Source organism: Mastigocoleus testarum BC008, assembly GCF_001456025.1.
Lineage (GTDB): Bacteria > Cyanobacteriota > Cyanobacteriia > Cyanobacteriales > Nostocaceae > Mastigocoleus > Mastigocoleus testarum.
This window is the reverse complement of sequence record NZ_LMTZ01000002.1, coordinates 180,909-198,929: the sequence shown is the minus strand read 5'-3', so window position 1 is coordinate 198,929 and position 18,021 is coordinate 180,909. Positions and strand designations below refer to the sequence as shown.

The 18,021-nt window shown below is 37.8% G+C and carries 11 protein-coding genes; 2 read left to right on the top strand and 9 right to left on the bottom strand.

What is annotated here, in order from left to right:
• Positions 1-844: 844 nt before the first annotated feature.
• Both BC008_RS01770 and BC008_RS01765 read right to left on the bottom strand, forming a co-directional pair.
• Positions 845-1,909 carry a glycosyltransferase gene (locus BC008_RS01770; RefSeq protein ID WP_036269169.1) on the bottom strand — a complete coding sequence of 355 codons (1,065 nt, stop codon included), beginning with the start codon at positions 1,907-1,909 and terminating at the stop codon, positions 845-847.
• A gap of 749 nt (positions 1,910-2,658) precedes the next feature.
• The gene (locus tag BC008_RS01765) at positions 2,659-3,663 is read right to left on the bottom strand and encodes a glycosyltransferase family 2 protein (protein WP_027840874.1); all 1,005 of its coding nucleotides are present in this window, start codon (positions 3,661-3,663) and stop codon (positions 2,659-2,661) included.
• A 608-nt stretch (positions 3,664-4,271) separates the two neighbouring features.
• On the opposite strand from BC008_RS01765, the gene BC008_RS01760 reads away from it, so the two are divergent.
• Both BC008_RS01760 and BC008_RS01755 read left to right on the top strand, forming a co-directional pair.
• Entirely contained in the window at positions 4,272-4,940 is a 669-nt protein-coding gene (locus tag BC008_RS01760) for an acyltransferase (protein ID WP_027840875.1), read from the top strand.
• Between the two features lie 239 nt (positions 4,941-5,179).
• On the top strand, positions 5,180-6,172 hold the full coding sequence (locus tag BC008_RS01755) for a glycosyltransferase (RefSeq protein WP_027840876.1): 993 nt from the start codon (positions 5,180-5,182) through the stop codon (positions 6,170-6,172).
• 504 nt (positions 6,173-6,676) lie between these two features.
• Here the strand turns inward: BC008_RS01755 and BC008_RS01750 are convergent.
• The 7 genes from BC008_RS01750 to BC008_RS01720 all read right to left on the bottom strand — a co-directional run bounded on the left by BC008_RS01750 (position 6,677) and on the right by BC008_RS01720 (position 17,985).
• Positions 6,677-7,915 (bottom strand): O-antigen ligase family protein, encoded by a 1,239-nt coding sequence (locus BC008_RS01750; RefSeq protein WP_235595772.1) that lies wholly within the window; start codon positions 7,913-7,915, stop codon positions 6,677-6,679.
• A 160-nt stretch (positions 7,916-8,075) separates the two neighbouring features.
• A complete protein-coding gene (locus tag BC008_RS01745; protein ID WP_027840878.1) occupies positions 8,076-9,302 on the bottom strand; it encodes a glycosyltransferase family 4 protein in 1,227 nt (408 codons plus the stop codon).
• A gap of 76 nt (positions 9,303-9,378) precedes the next feature.
• Positions 9,379-10,527, bottom strand: coding sequence for a glycosyltransferase family 2 protein (locus BC008_RS01740; protein WP_235595771.1), 1,149 nt, complete (start codon positions 10,525-10,527; stop codon positions 9,379-9,381).
• Between the two features lie 175 nt (positions 10,528-10,702).
• Entirely contained in the window at positions 10,703-11,281 is a 579-nt protein-coding gene (locus BC008_RS01735) for a serine O-acetyltransferase (RefSeq protein ID WP_027840880.1), read from the bottom strand.
• Between the two features lie 377 nt (positions 11,282-11,658).
• Positions 11,659-13,863 (bottom strand): GumC family protein, encoded by a 2,205-nt coding sequence (locus tag BC008_RS01730; RefSeq protein ID WP_027840881.1) that lies wholly within the window; start codon positions 13,861-13,863, stop codon positions 11,659-11,661.
• 148 nt (positions 13,864-14,011) lie between these two features.
• Complete coding sequence (locus BC008_RS01725; protein ID WP_036264466.1) at positions 14,012-14,788, bottom strand: WecB/TagA/CpsF family glycosyltransferase; 777 nt, start codon at positions 14,786-14,788, stop codon at positions 14,012-14,014.
• A 1,409-nt stretch (positions 14,789-16,197) separates the two neighbouring features.
• Positions 16,198-17,985: an N-acetylmuramoyl-L-alanine amidase gene (locus BC008_RS01720; protein ID WP_036264456.1), complete on the bottom strand. Its 1,788-nt coding sequence runs from the start codon at positions 17,983-17,985 to the stop codon at positions 16,198-16,200.
• Positions 17,986-18,021 lie beyond the last annotated feature (36 nt).

The following is an 18,021-nucleotide window of genomic DNA, read 5'->3' as shown; positions in this document are numbered from 1 at the left end:
GGGACGCCCCATTGTTCGCTTTTGCTTCTTTTATTTCTTCATTCTTTATTCTACAGTTATATGCAACTTCACATAGAGTTGGTATTACAGCAGAAGATTACTCAATTGAGTCATTCATGCTTTTATAGCCTAACTTTTTATTTCAATTTGAATTTCGAGCAGCCCAGTAATCCAAGGTGTAAATCCGGGTAGGATTATTTAGACAGGAAATATTCGCCTCCATAGATGGTTAACCCTGACAAAAATTACACTGCGTTGTACTAGCTACTTATTGAGCGCGTTCTCAGTCAAAAGTTTGACCGACTCCTTCGGAAGGAAGAAGGAAGATGTTAAGAAACGCATTTCCCACAAAAATCTTCCTTCCTAAAGACAGAAGGATACAAGCCTCGTTCTTATAGGACCCAGAATGTTTTGTATGCACTGAGGACGCGCTTTCCAAGCGAACGTGTTCACCGTGGGTGCGTCCAAAGGGAGGAGTCCAAGCAACTTTGGACGCGCTTCGCGTTCACTGCAGGTGCCTCTAACGGCAACATAAAACCCCCGATCCACCTGGAGGAATTTAATTCCAGGCGGCAGAGCCTTCGGCGACGACGTTAAGCCTCTGCGGGGGTGCATTCTGTACCTTCTTCCCTCTTCCCTGTTCCTTCTTTCTTCGCTGTGACGCCAAAAGTTCTTCTGAACTCTGAAATTATAGCGGATTTCTACTCGGTGAGGTACAGATATATCTTGTGGTGAAGCGTTTTTGTCCAATCAAATCTACCTTATTAAGTTGCAAACCGCTATATGTTTCGGATAAATACTATTCTTAGTTCGATTAAATTCAACAATTCGTAGTTCAAGTACATTAAGTATGTTGACCAGAAATTATTCTGTATCCATGTTTACGATGATACACAGCTTCTGAACGAGCCTTTTTCTGCTGAATTGCTTTAAAGACAAAATCTGTCAAATGGCTTATCTTTGGTTTCAAACGCCACTCATGATATCGTTGCGCGACCGGCCCTGTTAAAATTTCCTGCCATTGCTCAGCGATCCGTTCCACAGTAAAGTCTTTGGCTCTGTTAAAACCATTAGCTATCATTTTTTCGTAGCGTTCGGGTTCTTCCTTAAGGTGTCGAATTGCGTTTATGACGTCGTTAGGAGTTTTAATCTCGATGTAGTCGAGTTCTGATTGTCTGAGTTGACGAAATGCCGGTTCTGGGCCTAACAAAGCTGGGACACCAGCCATCCATGCGTTTACTAGTTTACTTGCCGGCTTGACTAAAGCATCTTTTTCGGTGAGATCGCGTACAGCTAGCACCAGATCTGCATCACTGTAATCGTTCCAAGAGACAACGAGTTCCTTGGTTTTGCCACTGACCTGTAATCTGACCCCCAAATTCTCAAGCTTTTGCAGAAATTCAGAAGACTTAAAAGGCTCGTACAAGTTAAGTTCCGAGCCCTTAAAAACTATATTCTCAATTCGAGTACCACGAGTCTGATTTCGTCGTATCAGACCGGGTTGAGGCCAATGAGGAACGAAGGCATCTGTTTGAGATTCGACACAAGTTTCGTTTTGAACAATAGCAAAATTACACAGAGTAGGTTTTGGTCCATCTGCACGACAACCGACAACAAATGAAGAAAAACTGAGGTCCTTAATTTTCAAATCAAGAGAACTGACAATGCAAATTTCACCCGGAATAAACCTGTCTGACAAAAATACGTTATAGTTATTCTGCTTTAAGCGTAAGTAAGTTTGAATAATCCAGCAGTCCTCAGCATTAACAAATCGATGATTAATATGCTCAGGATCAGATATTGATACCTCTGATGAGAAAAGTTCAGCCCAGCGCTCAGGATAACGACATATAAATGTTACAGGATAAGGCAGTGGAGTAATTGATTGTTTCACAACTTTCTGCGACATATAAAAATTAAATGTATTAGGACTTACGCATCGTACAAATTTACTACTCTAAATGAACGAAAATACGTTGTTTCAGACTATTGTCAATAATTCCATAATTAAAGTAATTGCATAAAAGGTATCGGAAAATTGATGTTTAATACCTCAAATACATACCTCATATTTTCCTCATTCTGTCAATGCGTAAGTCCTATGTATATGAAAAAAATATGCAATTTTATAAACTGTGACACTTACGGATTCAGGATATTGAATCTTTTACAAAGGGCGTGGAGAAAACCCTGGTTTGAGCTTCTCCCGAGTGTAGGTTTTTGTTTTTAATGGGACTCAGACATTTTTTAATTCAAAAAAAGCTCAAAGCTTTACAAATCAATGATTTTACTTAAATTGATTTTTTCTTGACATATCTGGATTATGACTAACGCCGTGCTTTCCTAAGAGGAATTCTTAGACCTTTGAAGCTAATCCATTATCATAACTGGCTTTGAGGCTTTTCGCTGTTTGTTTTTGTCTGAGTTCCGTTAGTGATTTTTATTGATGAGAAAACATGAAAATACGGAAACAAGGGAAATACTCTCATAGTATTTGGGATAAAAAACTTTTCTACAAAATTTTAGTACTCAATTCAAGCGCTTAATCACCTTACCTTAATCACTCCTTTCTTAAAAACCTACACCTATCAAAGTTTTATTTTGCGTGGTCGCTGCGCCGAATAGTCAGGGAATTATTGGTTCATTATTTACTTACTCTTATGATACTACGCTTGTATTCTTGTATTCCACTAACTGTTGTTGCCGCCGTAGTATTCGGGAAAAATGAAACTGCAATTGACCTTGAAGTTGAGGAAACTTACTTAACATACACCATATCGCGTACAAACGTGCATCTGATGCTGTCAGTCCTCTTTTGTGTCCCGACTGGTATATTCGGTAAGTCAACAAAGTATAAGCAAGCAAAAGTAATAATAAACTCACCCCAAAGGTAAACCATGCCGCCAGCAAAGCAACTACAGGTAGTATCAGTCCCCAAAACCAGATGCTACGACTTTCCTTCAACCAATGTCGCTCGGGAGAGCGACCATGCAGCCAAGAACCTTCAGCATATGCATGACCCGCTCTGAGCGATCGCTTCCACCATTGTCCAAACTGACTAATTTTCGCATCGTGTACAGTCATAGGAGCATCGATCCGGAAAATTTTGCCTCCAGCTTGTCGCAAACGTACGCACAATTCTGGTTCTTCACCTGCAATTAATTTAGGATTAAATCCACCGACGGATTTAAAAGCACTGACGCGCATCATCGCATCACCACCACAGGCTTTGGCTTCTCCGATAGGAGTATCCCATTCAATATCGCAAAGACGGTTGTAAATTGAGCTGTTGGGAAATTCTTCTTTCCTTCTACCACAGACCACTACAATTTCTGGGTTTTGCTGTAATTTTTTCAGAGCAACATCCCACCATTGTTGCACAATCCGACAATCTCCATCCACAAATTGCACAAAATCGATTTGCGGATCCATCTGCAGCAGATGTTCAAAACCTGTATTTCTTGCACGAGCAGCGGTGAATGGAATTGATAAATCTAATTCTACAACCCCGACACCCAAAGATTGGGCTAATTGTACACTACCGTCGGTAGAACCAGAATCAATATATACAACAGTTCTATTTTCTCCAATTGCAGATAGCAGACTTTCCTTAAGACGGTTACCTTCATTTCTACCAATGACAACTACACCAACTGACGTCATAATTTTCCTCGCTGGTTAATTTACGTGTTATTTTTTTACCTTAATATCTTTAAAAGTCAAAAAATTTTAATTTTGACAGTACAGCATTTTTAGTAAGTCAAGAGATGTAATAAAAAAATAAATATTCTTAAATTTATGATTTTTTTATTTGTGAGCTTAAATTGTTACCCACAATTTTAATTTATTGAAAACTAAAATTACTTCTAATGTTTCTGGATGACAATTATCAGATCAAATAGAATTGCTTTTTCTTTTTACATTTTTCTGTTTTAATCGTCCAATAGTCCATTCTTTAACTATACTCAGGATGGAAGACTTCAGCTTTTTTCTATTTCAGAATAATATGTTAGGCATCTTAGCACACAGTGCTTATTCAAAATTTATTTTTTCTATAAATCTTAGTCATAAAGTTATTATTAGCACTCATAAATAACGAGAAACATAGCTTTTAGAGATAACAAAATAATTGTATAGTTATTATTGATACCCTTTGATACACCTTTTTAAAACTCATCAAAATTAGTGTTGTATCGCTCGATTAATTAAAGCCAAAAAATTAGTCGCAACTTAAATTTAGTCTCCCAGTTTAGTAAATAGTTCGTAACTCCATGAAAACAGCACTTGCTTTGGAAAACACTAATCATGTTATCCAACGTCAAAAAATCACGGCACACATAGTAACCAGTTTGTTAGGAGGTATTCCCCGTCCTTTAGGGACTATCATGAGACAGTTTTTGTACAAAATAATATTTGCACGTATGGGACGAAATGTTTACATTCAAGCAGGTTCAGAGTTTTTAGGTGCTAATGCCATTGAGATTGGCAATGACGTCAAGATTATGCGAGACGTTCGCTTGAATGTGAAGACAACCAATAGTTTTATTCGCTTGGGCAACAGAGTTTGTCTGGATCGAGGTGTTGATATCAATGTTGCTGGAGAAGATTGTTCGATCGAAATTGGCGATAGTTCTTATTTAGGACCGTATGTTTGTATGAGCGGACCTGGTCATATCAAAATCGGTCAGCAATGCCTAATCGCTTCGCAAACGGGCATATATGCTAACAATCACAGAGAATATGGACTGAGCAGAGAAGGAATTACCATTGAAGATAACTGTTGGTTGGGTACAGGGGTTAGAATTTTGGACGGAGTAACTATAGGTCGTGGTAGTGTAGTTGGGGCGGGAGCTGTAGTAACTAAGGATATCCCTCCTTATTCTGTAGCTGTTGGAGTACCAGCAAAAAGAATAAAAGCCAGTAAGGGTGGTTGTGTTTGATGTTTTTATCTGGTAAAGAGTTTTAGTATTTGTTTTAGATTTATAGTTTTTTGAACTATAGTTTTTTTTTGAGCTATAGTTTCTTTGAGTTATGCTTTTTTAAACTACAAATTTATTAGTTTCCCGATTATTACTTTGCCAAAATAAGGCTAAAATTTTGAAGCTTGAAGGCTAAAGTAATCCTGAAAGCAGCAATAAAATTAAATTGTATATGGGTGTTGAATCTCTAAAGGAGTATTATGTCCGATAAATGTCAGACTTCTTTTGTCTGCTGCGTTGAGTCTGGTGCGCTTGAGAATTATACGTTGCGAATGATAGAGAGTCTGCGAAAATGGGGAGGAAAGTTTGCGGATGCGCCAATATATGCTGTGACTCCTCGCTTTGGACCTCCTTTATCGCAACATACAAAGAATACCTTTGCTCGTTTGAACGTCAATCATATTCGCTGTAATCCTCGAACCAATTATTCATGGCTTGGTTTTTTGAATAAACCTTTGGCTCTAGTTGCTGCAGAAGAATGCATAACATCCGAGTCAGTTTGCTGGCTGGATAGCGATGTTTTGATTTTAGGCGAACCAGAGGAGCTAATCTTCAAGGAAGGGGAAGATTTTGTAGCTTGTGCTTCTGACAAAAATATTGGAAGTGCGGGATTAGAAGACCCCCAAGATAAATTTTGGAAAGAACTCTACACAATATTCGATTTAAATATTGAAAATATTCCCTGGATAGTAACAGAAAGAGAAAAGAAAAATATTCGTATTTACTGGAATAGTGGAGTTTTTGCATATCGCCGATCCTTAGGATTGGCAAAAGATTATCTCCAAGTATGTTTTGACATTCTTAATGCTGAAATTGCAAACCATGAATCCAGTATTTTCTTTCACGAGCAAGTGGCTTTAGTTTTAGCCATGCTCAAAAGAGATCTGAAGTGGCGTGCTTTACCTTACTCCTATAACTATGGCATGGGTAGTAAGACTCACAGCCAATGGTACAGTGAAGAACAGTTCAAAGCTACTAAAATAGTCCATTACCATGATGCTATGTGGCCCTGGTTTTGGGAAACCTTTGTTGATTGTTTGGATCAGGCTCATCCACCGGTTGCTCAATGGTTAAAACCTCTTGGTCCATTAAAAAACGAAGCACCCATACAGTGGCGTGCTACAAGTAAATTGCTTAAAGAAGTGCGATCGCGGCAATTAAATAATTACACCAAAGCATGTAGGGTTTTGTAGATGGGTTTTTTAGCACGAAAATTCTAGACAGATGAGCTTAGTTTAGCTGAATCAAGGAAGAGGTTAAAAGCTTTGACCTAGCGGTTAAGTACAAAATTGCAGTCAGCCTGAGAAGGTACTTTCCTTAACTGGAGCCAAAGATACTCTATGGTTGATGTAATCCCTATATAGCAATCCTAAACGATTTTATGAGAATAAATTATGTAGAGACTTTACATGGGAGGTCTCTACATGGGATTTACTAAATAAGTCTAAAACCTTTATGTAGCGCTATGTGCAAGTGAAAAGTCATTAGGATAGCGTGTCCGTAGGACATAAGCCTAATACGTATGGCTTTTAGGGTTAATATATGTCCTAACTTAGCTTGTTAGTGCTAAATTCAAGTTTAATCAAAAATTTGTAGAGACATATAATTGCTGCAAAATATACATATTATACATTTTCGCAATTTTATGCTGATAGTATTTTATCGCTCCAATAATTTAATTTATAGGATTTTGTGATTCAAACAGAAAGTACAGTCGTAACAAAAAGTACCCAGTATATGTTACTTTTATAGAGCAAATAGCTTTCCATTATATTGTTCATAAATAGGAACAAAAGAAAAGCTATGTACCATAAATTTTCTGGACGCACTGCGGCGTAAGCCCTTTGAAGACTTTTGAAATATGTTTTGAAAAAAATGATTGTAAATAACGCGAAGCCTATCAAGCCAACATCAAGGGCTAAATCAATAAAACCGTTATGGGCATGAGGTGGAACGAAATTCTCAGTCACAGCACGACCTGCTTCTACTGCATATGGACTTCCTGGGGCCCAAAATGCTGTACGTCCGTAACCCAACAACGGTCTATCCATTAATCTAGTGAGAGTTACCCCCCACATCAAGGTGCGTCCGGTTAAAGTTGGGTCTTTTCCAAGACCAGCCAAGATATCTACCCAGTAAGCAAAAACTATTGTTCCGACACATCCTAATAACAAAATACCTATATCCAAAAATAATACCGTGACTTTGCCACGCCAGCGATATTTACGGTAGAAAAACAAAGTTAGGAAGAGTAAAAACACCATGGTCAAGGAAGTTTTGGAAGTCGAAAGCAAAATCAAAGCAATCGACATAAACAAACATATCCATTTCAAAAAGCGGTGAATTGGCCGCACAGGCACAAATACAAATGCCAATGTAGCCAAAATCATCATACTTCCTAAGTTGTTTTTATAGCCATATACTCCTTTCCAAGCACCGGGGTGGTCTGCTCCGTGAATACCAATTTCAGGTACAGCAAGAGCAACAATAAAGCTCATCACAGCACCAATAGCAAAAGATAAAGCTATAAGTTTGAGCTGTTGCCTCAGGTCAAATCTGGCAGCAAAATATAAACCAAAGGTACTCATTTGCAGAACCTCTCGATTATCAGCCAAAGTTGATGGCAAATAATCAGACCACAGAAATGACAATAGGAGTATCCCAATGAGGACCCAAAGGAGTTTACTGCGACATGCTATTTTTCGGGTACTTCTGTGACGGAAAATCATCAATACCGTTGGTCCTAACCATACAATGTATCTGACGATTGAGACCACACTCGTTGGTGCGATTTGAGCAAACATACCAGAAAAAAATAACAACCCTAAAACGGCGATTATTTTTTCCACTTTGTCCAGAGTTGGTTGTGGCATGTGAGAAGATTGCTCTGAGGAAGTATATTGATTTTTGTCCTGCGCTTTCGCTCCAATTTGCATTTTATACTTGCTTTGCTTGCAAAAATTAAAATCGGTGGTTATTACTATCAGCGCCCCTGGAGTATTCTTCCGAAGGGTAGCGCTATATAGTACTTAAAATCAAAACTGGAATAAAAACTATTAATCCCTGATATGTAACCAATAACGAATACTAAAGTCACTAGATACCGGTAGTCTTTAATTTTCTTACTTCTTTACCTTCCTGTATTGCTAATAGTATATTTTTGAGAGCAGTTCCCCAACTTTTCTCCAAATCATAAAATTGTTCTTTTACCCTAAAACAAGCTTGTCTTTTTGTTTCGTAAAGCTCAGGTTTTTGATACAGTTCCAGTAATGCATCGCCATAGGCTTTAATGTCATTAGGTGGTACTTCCATAACCGCATCTTGGACATAACATAAAGCTGGACAAACGGCAGAAGTGACGACTGGACGATGAGCAAGAATACTTTCCCCTACTACGCGGTTGAAACCTTCAACAAAATCAGTTCGAGTCGGAACTATAACAACATGCGAACGACCAAACATCTCTCGCATTTGCGATTTATTGCAATAACCGTGACATATAAAATTTTCTTCTACTTTAGCCTCGGAAGCTGCTAAACGTAAAGGATCTAAAGCTGAACCAGCACCACAAATATCAAATGCTATTTCTTTGATTCCCTGCTCCGAAAATCGTTTGGCAATTTCCAATAAGTCGAATACACCTTTATTTTCTTCGACTCGTCCGGCAAATAATACCCTAAAGGTTTGACCATTTTTTGGTGGTTCTGGAATATTTATAAAATCAGCTTGACGAAAGGTTGGGAAAAACTCAAAAATTGGCGGATGTTCCCCTTGTGTTAGTTCATCCACTTGTTTGGCAATATCATGGGAAACTGTTAGTATTCCTCGACATTTCTTTCTGAAAAAATAACTCCCCAGTTGCAAGCTCAGTTTATCGGCTAAACGTTTAGCCGCATACTTTCGCCATAGGACACAATGTAGGGAAGGTACCACATTAATTCCGAACCAAGAAAAAATTGGTAATAAAAACCAGTGGGTATTCCCACTAGAAATAACTGCCACATTTGCTTTAAAGCGAATTGCTCTCACAAGCAACCGTAACGCACACCAAAGTTGTTGCAAGTGATATACGATTCCAGAAGCGTTTCTTATCGGTAGAGGGCAACTTTCAACAATAAATTGCTCTTCGTGCAAATATTCCGATTTTTTTGTTGGAGCGATGATATACGCGTGAGCATCAAGAGCGCGACAAACTTCATAAAATTGTCTGCAATAAGGTACCGAAACCTGAGAAGGTACATCTTGATTCTGAATCCAGAAATTATAAGCCTCAATTACATCTTCAGGACCAGACGCATACAGAATCCGAAGCTGTTTGGGCATTATTCCAGTACCTCTGTGATTTTCAATAAATTTAAACACAATAGCTTAGGTTGCTTAATGACATCATACAAATAGCCTAGCCTGTTGCATTATTTTGAATTGATTCTCTGTTTGTCCGTTCCCATACTTTTTGAGGTTTAACTAAAAACTTCAAGTAGATAGGAAGTTTCCAAAGCACGTAAATAGGGATTATCAAAAGCTTATGTAACGGAATATCGGTTCGTCCAAATTTTGCCCAAGCTATACCAATTGCTAATAACAAACAACAACCAGCAACTGTTAAAATTATCGCTGGGATCCAAGAAATTCCTAAAACTCCCACCAATAAAGAAATCCCTAAAACACCAGACCATATAACTACTAACAAAGATAGGGGTGGTACGGATAAATCTAGCGCACTCAAAAACAATCGCAATCTTTTTTGCTGCAATGCTTCTAAAAGCATCTGGGGGACATAAGTAAACAAAGTTTGTAAGTGACCGTGCTCCCAACGAGTTCTTTGTTTTGTCGCAGTTTCATCGTTTGAAGGTAAATATCCTTTAACAATAGCTCGAGAACAAAAAACTGGTTCGTATCCAGCAAGGGTTAGATCCATACCAAGCTTCATATCTTCAGTGATATGACCGCTAGCAAGGTCAATGCTCCGGATAACCTTCCAAGGAAAAGCCATTCCTGTCCCAGTTAACAAACAAGGTAATCCCAAACGTTTTAATCCCTCAAAACGGACTAAATTTTTAACTTTGAAAGCAAAGGTAGAAATTAAATCCTTATATCTAGGGTTGGGAGGAGTTTCCATCAAATAACTTGCTTGTACTGGTTTTCCTGTAGATATGACTTGAGCAACGAGTATGTCGATCGCATTAGTTTCGACGTAGCAGTCAGCATCTACGAATATAACCACATCAGGTGGATCGTTTTCTAAAAAATTCAATCCATAGTCTAAGGCATAACCTTTACCCTTGAGGTCGGAATTGTGACGTTCGATGACTGTTGCGCCTGCAACACGAGCTATTTCTGCTGTTCTATCTTGACAGTTATCAGCAATTACAACCACCCGATCTTCAGGTTGTAGGGCCTGAGACAGTTGTTTAAGAGTAGCACAAATAACACTTTCTTCATCATGGGCGGGAATTAAAATTGTAACCTTGGTTCCCTCTGGCCTATTTTTACCACCAGGTTGTGTATTAACTGGGAATAGGGCTAAGAAGCACTCAATGAAAAGCATTAAGCATGGGATCAATACAATTATTGCTCCAGCTATTAACAGACTCTCGGTAGCAAAAATAATCATATTATTTACGGAAATCACAGGTATCTATCGCACCCCTAATTGTTTGTTTAATTACTAATGATTAGATTATTGATTGAGTTCCAGGGCAAAATGCAATTTGTCAACCAATTTATTTATGAGATTTGGATTCAGTTGTAATAATTTTTGCAGGTATGCCTACAGCAGTTGCTTTACCTGGAACATCGATTAATACTACAGCATTGGCACCGATGTTCGCTCCATCGTTAATGGTGACACTACCAAAAATTTTAGCACCGGCCCCAACATTGACATGGCGACCTAATTTTGGCGCATCAAAGGGATGTTCTAAATACCGATTACCTAAAGTTACGCCCTGACGGATGATAGAATCATCTCCAATTTCACAGTTACCATGAATTACAATTGCCCCTTGGTGTTCAAAAATAACACGGCGACCTAATTTCACGGAGTAAGGTAATTCAATTCCGTAGGTATTGCGAATTTTACGAAACAGCATTCTATATAAAATGCTCAGAGGCGCTCGAAGTAACTTTGGTTGAACCTTCATTCGCCAAACTCCAAAGCGATGTACCGCTACAGCACGAAATCCCGGCTTAGTCCAATCGCGTCCGTGAGCAACCCAGTCCTCATGAATTTGCTGCCAAATGCTCAAATTTGCATTTATTTTACTTTCTGTATTAATTTTGGATTTTAATTGTGTGTCCATTATTATAGTAGTGGCTTGGAATCAGCGTGTTAGCTTTGCGCATGCACTTTATGCTAACCCCCCGCTGTACTAATGAGGCACAGTAAGGTAAATATGCATATGGCAAAAATAAGATTTTACCCCCATTCACAATCCCAAAAGCTGTCATGGGGTAAATATATTTTGTAATGAGACTTACGCGAAAATACAAAAAGTTTGAGTAAAGATATTGCAAATACGAATAAATACTTGCAACTATTTACTTATTTTGTGAACGCGCAAGCCGGACTGAAATAGTTTTTTTGAACTAGTTTTTCTGAAGTAGTTTTTTTGAAGCAGTTTTTTCAATTCCTTTTTTTAAGCTTGAACTATGCTGTAAAGTTCTAAACTATGACGTTCTAGCCCGTAAACTTTGATTCTGAAAATACATTTGTACTTTCAGTTTCTCTAGAATAGGAGTCTGAACGGGAATGATTATAGTAGAAATTATTCTCACCGTACTGCCTTACATCTACTGCATTAACAATCAAACCCATAACATTTACTTCTGCACGAGTTAGCAAGGATTTCGCTGCTAATGCACTCTTAGAATCAACAAGCCCAGGTCTAGATACAACTAGCACTCCATCGACCATTTTACCTAAAACTGCAGCATCTGCTGTTCCAGCTAAGGATGGAGTGTCAAATATAATGTAGTCGTAATTCTCGTTGAGCATATCAATAAAAGATGTCATACGCTCAGAGTCTATAAGAGCTAAGGGATTAGGGGGAACTACGCCAGAGGTTAGTACGGATAAGCTTGGAGTTATTTTTTGAACGGCCTTTGAAAACAACTGCTGTCCTACCATCACGTTACTCAAACCTACCGAGTTAATTAAACCCCAAAGGTGATGTTGGGCTGGTTGACGCATATCTGCATCTACTAGTAGAACTCTTTTACCAGATTGTGCAATAACTGCTGCTAGATTAGCAGCTACTTCAGTTCGACCTTCTCCAGGAATAGAACTAGTAACAACTATTTTGCTAACTTTCTTATCCAAGCTGACGAATTTTAAATTAGCCTGAAGCATCTGGTAAGCCTCATGAAGCATTGAACGGGGTGATGTGGCAACAATTACCCTAGGAGAAATTCCTTCCAAGCCTTCGCTTTCTACAAAGGATGGATGATTCATCTCATATTTAGGTATTAGTCCCAGTAGGGTATGTCCAAATAATGCTTCTGCTTCTTGGGGTGTCTTCAATCTTCGATCAATCAGGTCAACAAAATAAGCTGCAGCAACGCCTAACAGCAGTCCAATGAATACCCCACCACCAGCAATCAGGATATTTTTTTTCAAAGCTTTAATGCTACTTTGAATTTTGGCATACTCTAATATGCTGGCATTACCGACAATTTGCTTTTGGGCAATATTAATTTCTCGTTCTTTTGTCAGTAAGTCTTCATAGCTTCCTTGTGCTACAGATAATCTTCTTTGTATATCTCCTTGTCTTTTCTCCAAGTTAGGAAGAGTATCAGCTCTTTGTCTATATTTTTCTCGGATCAAGATTAAAGAATTAATTTTATTCTGTAAACCAGATCGAGTAGATTCTATTCTTGCTAACTCGGTTGCTAATCCTTGTTTGATATCTCCCATTTGTAATTTTTCGGGAGCAATCTGTGCATCATAGCCCAAAGACTGATTAGTTCTTTGATCCAATAAAGCTTGTAAATTAGCTTCTTTATTTCTTAGGTCAACCAGTGTTGGATGATTTGGTTGTAGAAGACTGCTATTAGTAGCTATTTGAGCTTGGACTTCTTGCAGTTGTTTGAGGACACCTTGTACCCCTTCATTTTCACTTAAAGAAGCAATGTCAACAGAGCTATCAGCAACCTTTAATTGACGACGAATTTGTTGCTCTCGAGCAGTCAAATCTGCTAATTCTGACCTAACTGTATTAATTTCTTCGTCAATCTTTGTGATATTTTTAACGGTGCCGCTGGTCTCTTCTTGCAGGTTGATAATCTTGTTTTTTGCCTTAAATCTTCTCAGGGCTTCTGCGGCTTCATTTAGTTCGCGTTTCGCCGTACGTACTTGTTCTTGAATGGACTCAGCAGCTCCTGAAGCTTCTAAGCGATTTCTTTGAGTGTTATCATCTATATAAGCGTTCATTGCCTGATTGACAACTGCTTTTGCCAATACAGGATCTTCTGATGAAAAAGAAACTTTTAAAACATCTGTACCACTAACCGTTTCTATATCAAGAGCAAGAGCTCCAGCATCAAGAGGAGCACCATCTTTATCCTTAAGTTTAAGGGTATCAACTACTTCTTTTAAAACTGATTCTGAATTGATTAACAGAGCTTGAGTGTTGAGTGGATTTGCTTCCTTACGGATAGAATCGAGATGCCCAATTTTTTCTCCAACCCCCGTCAGAGAAGAAGCCTTACTCGATTGAAATAATAGCTTTCCACTGGCTTCATAAGCCGGTTTCTGTAACAGTAAACTGAGTCCGGCTAGCCCTGAGCATACAGCAAATACTCCCGATGCTATAAGCCAGCGACGTTTGAGGACTAGCAAGTATTTCTGAAGATCTATCTCTTCGGGATAGCCTTTATTTTCCATTGCATTGACCTTTTGATGAGGACACTCACTGAAAAAAACTACAAAACTATTGAGTTATGGAGATATTGATTATATCGAACTCAGTTTTTCATGTAGCTCAATTATTCTTTGTACATTCTCCTATAAGTTTTGGCTAAGGATTTTAGTCTTATAACTCTTTTCTTCTTATATTTGAAGACCAAGGATTTCTATACAGTAGTAGCCGTTGCTTTAAAATGAGCCATAAAAATGGCAGAGCATCTAACAGATACCTTTTCCATAGTCGCCTTGGTTCATTCAAGAGTCTATATAACCACTCAAAACCAATTTCACTCATCCATTTTGGTGAACGCTTGACGTTGCCAGCTTCAAAATCGATTGTTGCTCCAATAGCCAAAAATATATTAATATTTTTCAGTTGCTTTTTGTATTTGGCTATCCACATTTCTTGTTTGGGTGAACCTACACCTATAGCCAAAACAGTAGCCCCAGAATTATTAATTAATTCTACTATTTTTTTACATTCATCTTCTTTTTTTTCAAAACCAAATGATGGTGAATGTGCCGCGATAATAATATTTCTTCCAACCCTAGTGTTGATTTTCTTTTTCGCAGTTTGAACAGTTTTCTCTTTGGAGCCTAGTAAAAATATCTTGATATTTTCATCGTTCTGGTAGTATTTGTAAAAAGCTGGAAATAAGTCAGAACCGGATATTTTTTCTAAAATCGGAGATCCTAAAAAATTAGATGCGTACATCAGTATCTTGCTATCGCAAACTCTGTAATCAGCTTCTTGGTAGATGGAATAAAATTCCTTATTTTTCTGTAAGCATACTATGTGGTTCACATTAGGTGTAAATACCACTCCACCACCGCGTAAATTTTCCAGCAAATCAACCATCTTGATATTGTGAATGGTTGTATTTAATAGCGTCACCCGTCTCATCATTATTTTCAAAACAAAATGAATAAATATACTAAATATTAATTATTCACCAGGTACAATTAACTAGGATATATGAATAAAGGAAGTAGAATAATTACTTCCTCCAACAGTAATTAGAATACTAACAAATTCCAAAAAATATTTTAGGTTTCTTAAATCTATTTTGAAAGTTGTCTAAAGATACTCTAGGTAAATATTATACTAAGTACAAACCTCAGAGTCCTATCTTTTTGAATCATGTTGAAGGTATGAATACGTAAAACTACGAGCTATTCATATCAATTCAATTTTAATATTGTTTATTTTTGACATTTCTTTAATTGATCACACCCATCTCAATAGGGGTGTACACTATTTTTTTATAGCAGAAGTTTTTCAGCTAAAAGAATTGCTAGTTTTCAGTAATTATTTATCCTTATAGTGTGAAACATCTTTATACACGAAATTCAATCTAGTAAATTATATTGTTTATTTTGTCTAAAGCTCTACATTGGATTGTGAAGCAAAGAACTTTTTACCATAGGAATATGTGTATTTTTAATGAATTTTATTCCAATAATAACTGGTTCTAGCGATTGTGCATACAATTTCCAACTACGTACACCGAATATGTACTCCAAATATACTCCAAATATATATCTCAAAAATCAAACTAATTCAAAAGTATTTTGTGGGAACATTCTGATATTTTAAACCCAAAACAATCTATTTATTTTCTGTATTGATACTTACTTAAATGATAATTAATATACATCCATATTAAGCTTTATCTGCACTCATAAAACTTACATTCTGTGAAATTTAAATACATTGCACTGAGTTTATATTTGATACCCTAATAATCAGATATACTAGATTTGAGTTAAATTACATACCATTGATAAATAGTAATTAATTAAGAAGATATAAGTTAGAGTGTATCTTCTGGAAAACATAGGTATGTACTGAATAATTCACGTCAAACTGGAATATATAAAGTTCAATAGTGAAACTTCAATAGGATGTAGAAAATATTTATTTAGTTGAAGCTCAGCAAGAAGTTAAGTTGTAAGTGAATAAACCAAATTTTACAATGATATTTCACGTGCATATTAATGCTCTTGTATCAGTACGATATCATCTAAGTCGATGTTTTTTGATGGCATATAGTTAGAATTAATTCCAATAAATTTGGATACAAGTATCAAGTTAGCAAATCAGAACTTGTAGCATTTTGAGTTAATGACATATCAATGAGTAAATTATTTTACACCTATTTTCAATTTATTACCTAACAGTAAAATTCTTTATCAGACTATGTAGGAATCTTTTAGTCCCTTGAGCCAGAATTATACTGTTAGTATATTTGTATCTGTACGGTATGGTGTTTATAAAGGCTGGCTAGAAATTTTGGAAATCGCAAATTTTGTTTAACGCACAGTCTTAAACCACTCCGCAATCCCATCTGCAAGGGTGTTAGCTAATTTTTGTTGAGATTTGGGATTAACTACCCACTCAAATTCTGAAGGGTTACTCATAAAACCCAGCTCCAATAAAAGTGAAGGAGCTTCTGCTGGACGGGTTAACGCTAAATTATTCCAAAATACACCATAGGATGGTCGATTAAGTTTTTTGACTAAGTAATTGTGCAAAAATATTGCCGAACTATGAGCTTGGGGATGATACCAAAAAATACCTACACCTCTAGTGTTCTCTGCATCTCCATAGTCTGGAAGGGCATTGTAATGAACTGAAAGTGCAAGTGCTGGTTCTTCTCGGGCAATAATTTTTTGACGTTCTCTCAAAGAAACATCTCGATCGTCTTCCCTGGTCATGACAACCGTTGCACCCCTCTTCACCAAAGCATCCCGTAGTAATTTAGAAACACTTAGATTCACATCTTTTTCTGGGTAACCTGTAGGACCAACCGCACCACTCTCTTTACCACCATGTCCAGGATCGAGTAAAATTTTAATACCAGACAGTGGTTTACGTCGGCGACGCGAAATTCTCGGAGCATGACGTAGCTTTAACACTAAACTTGTGCCTTCATAGCTCAGTGTGTGTCCCCATTGCTGTTCTGATTTAAGATTAAAAGTGTATCGTACCTGACTTGGGGTTATTTGCTGCCAGTCCAGTCGTGAAATGAACGGGTTATCATCCAAACGAATAATGTCAGTTTGTGCCGTCGTGTTGTGTAGGGTAAGAGAAAAAGTTTGATCGCTTTGGTGGACGCTAATAGGTACCGGAACTTGTAGTGGGAAAGTTATCTGAGTAGCATCAGAAAATTTTCGCGATCCAACACTACGAATTACAGTTGCTGGCGGGATAGCACCATTTAAAATCTGGGTTTCTTTACCCTTGATCCAAGCACCGTAGTCTAAGCGTAACCACTCACCTTCCGAGCCAGTAATTGCCGCTCTTGTTCCCTTTGGTAATGGCGTCAGTCTAGAATAATTAGTACTTGGTCCGGTACGTGCTACTCCTGCATCCGCTGTGACCTCAACCACTTGTAGGCTAGCAGGTGATAAAATAGATACTTTACCTGGCGCTCTTTGAGTAAATTTCTTGCCCTGAAGATCCAGCTTATAAATGGGTCGTCCAAAATTGCCAGATTTTTCTATAACAGTACAGCCTGCATATTTGCCAGTCATTTGTTTGTGAGAAGGCTGATTAGTCCCAGTTAGGGCAGCTAAATTGCTTGGTAATTTAGCTTGTTGTGGTTGGGGATAAAGACGAATATTTCGATAGCCTAATCTAACAGATACCTTCGCATCTGGGGGAGCAATAGCGCTAAAACAGATCCTATCATCTGGCATTCTGTCTATGTCTACTGCTGGAGTTAGAGAATTTACGGCAAATGCTAATCCTTGGGGAATTTTTGGTTCAGTGGCTACTCTGGTCACCACTATTTCAATTTTTTGATTCCCGTGGCGGACTGTAAACTTATTCTCTCCTAATTTCAGGGGAAAACTGGGAGCAAAATGACCAGCTTGGGAACGTGTTATTGACTGACCATTTATGAAAACCTGTCCGGTTCGCGGTGCTGTACCAATGAAGAAAATTTTATCCGAAGATGTTTTATGGTTCGTCCGGGGATAAACCACCTTCAGAGACTGTTCTTGTGCTACAGCAGGGGAGTGATTAACGATGATAGGCGTTAACAGAGCTAATCCAATAAGAGGTTTGACGCTAACAGAAAACAAATTTCTCAACATTTACTGTGGCACAATGACGGGATGTATTTTTTTAGA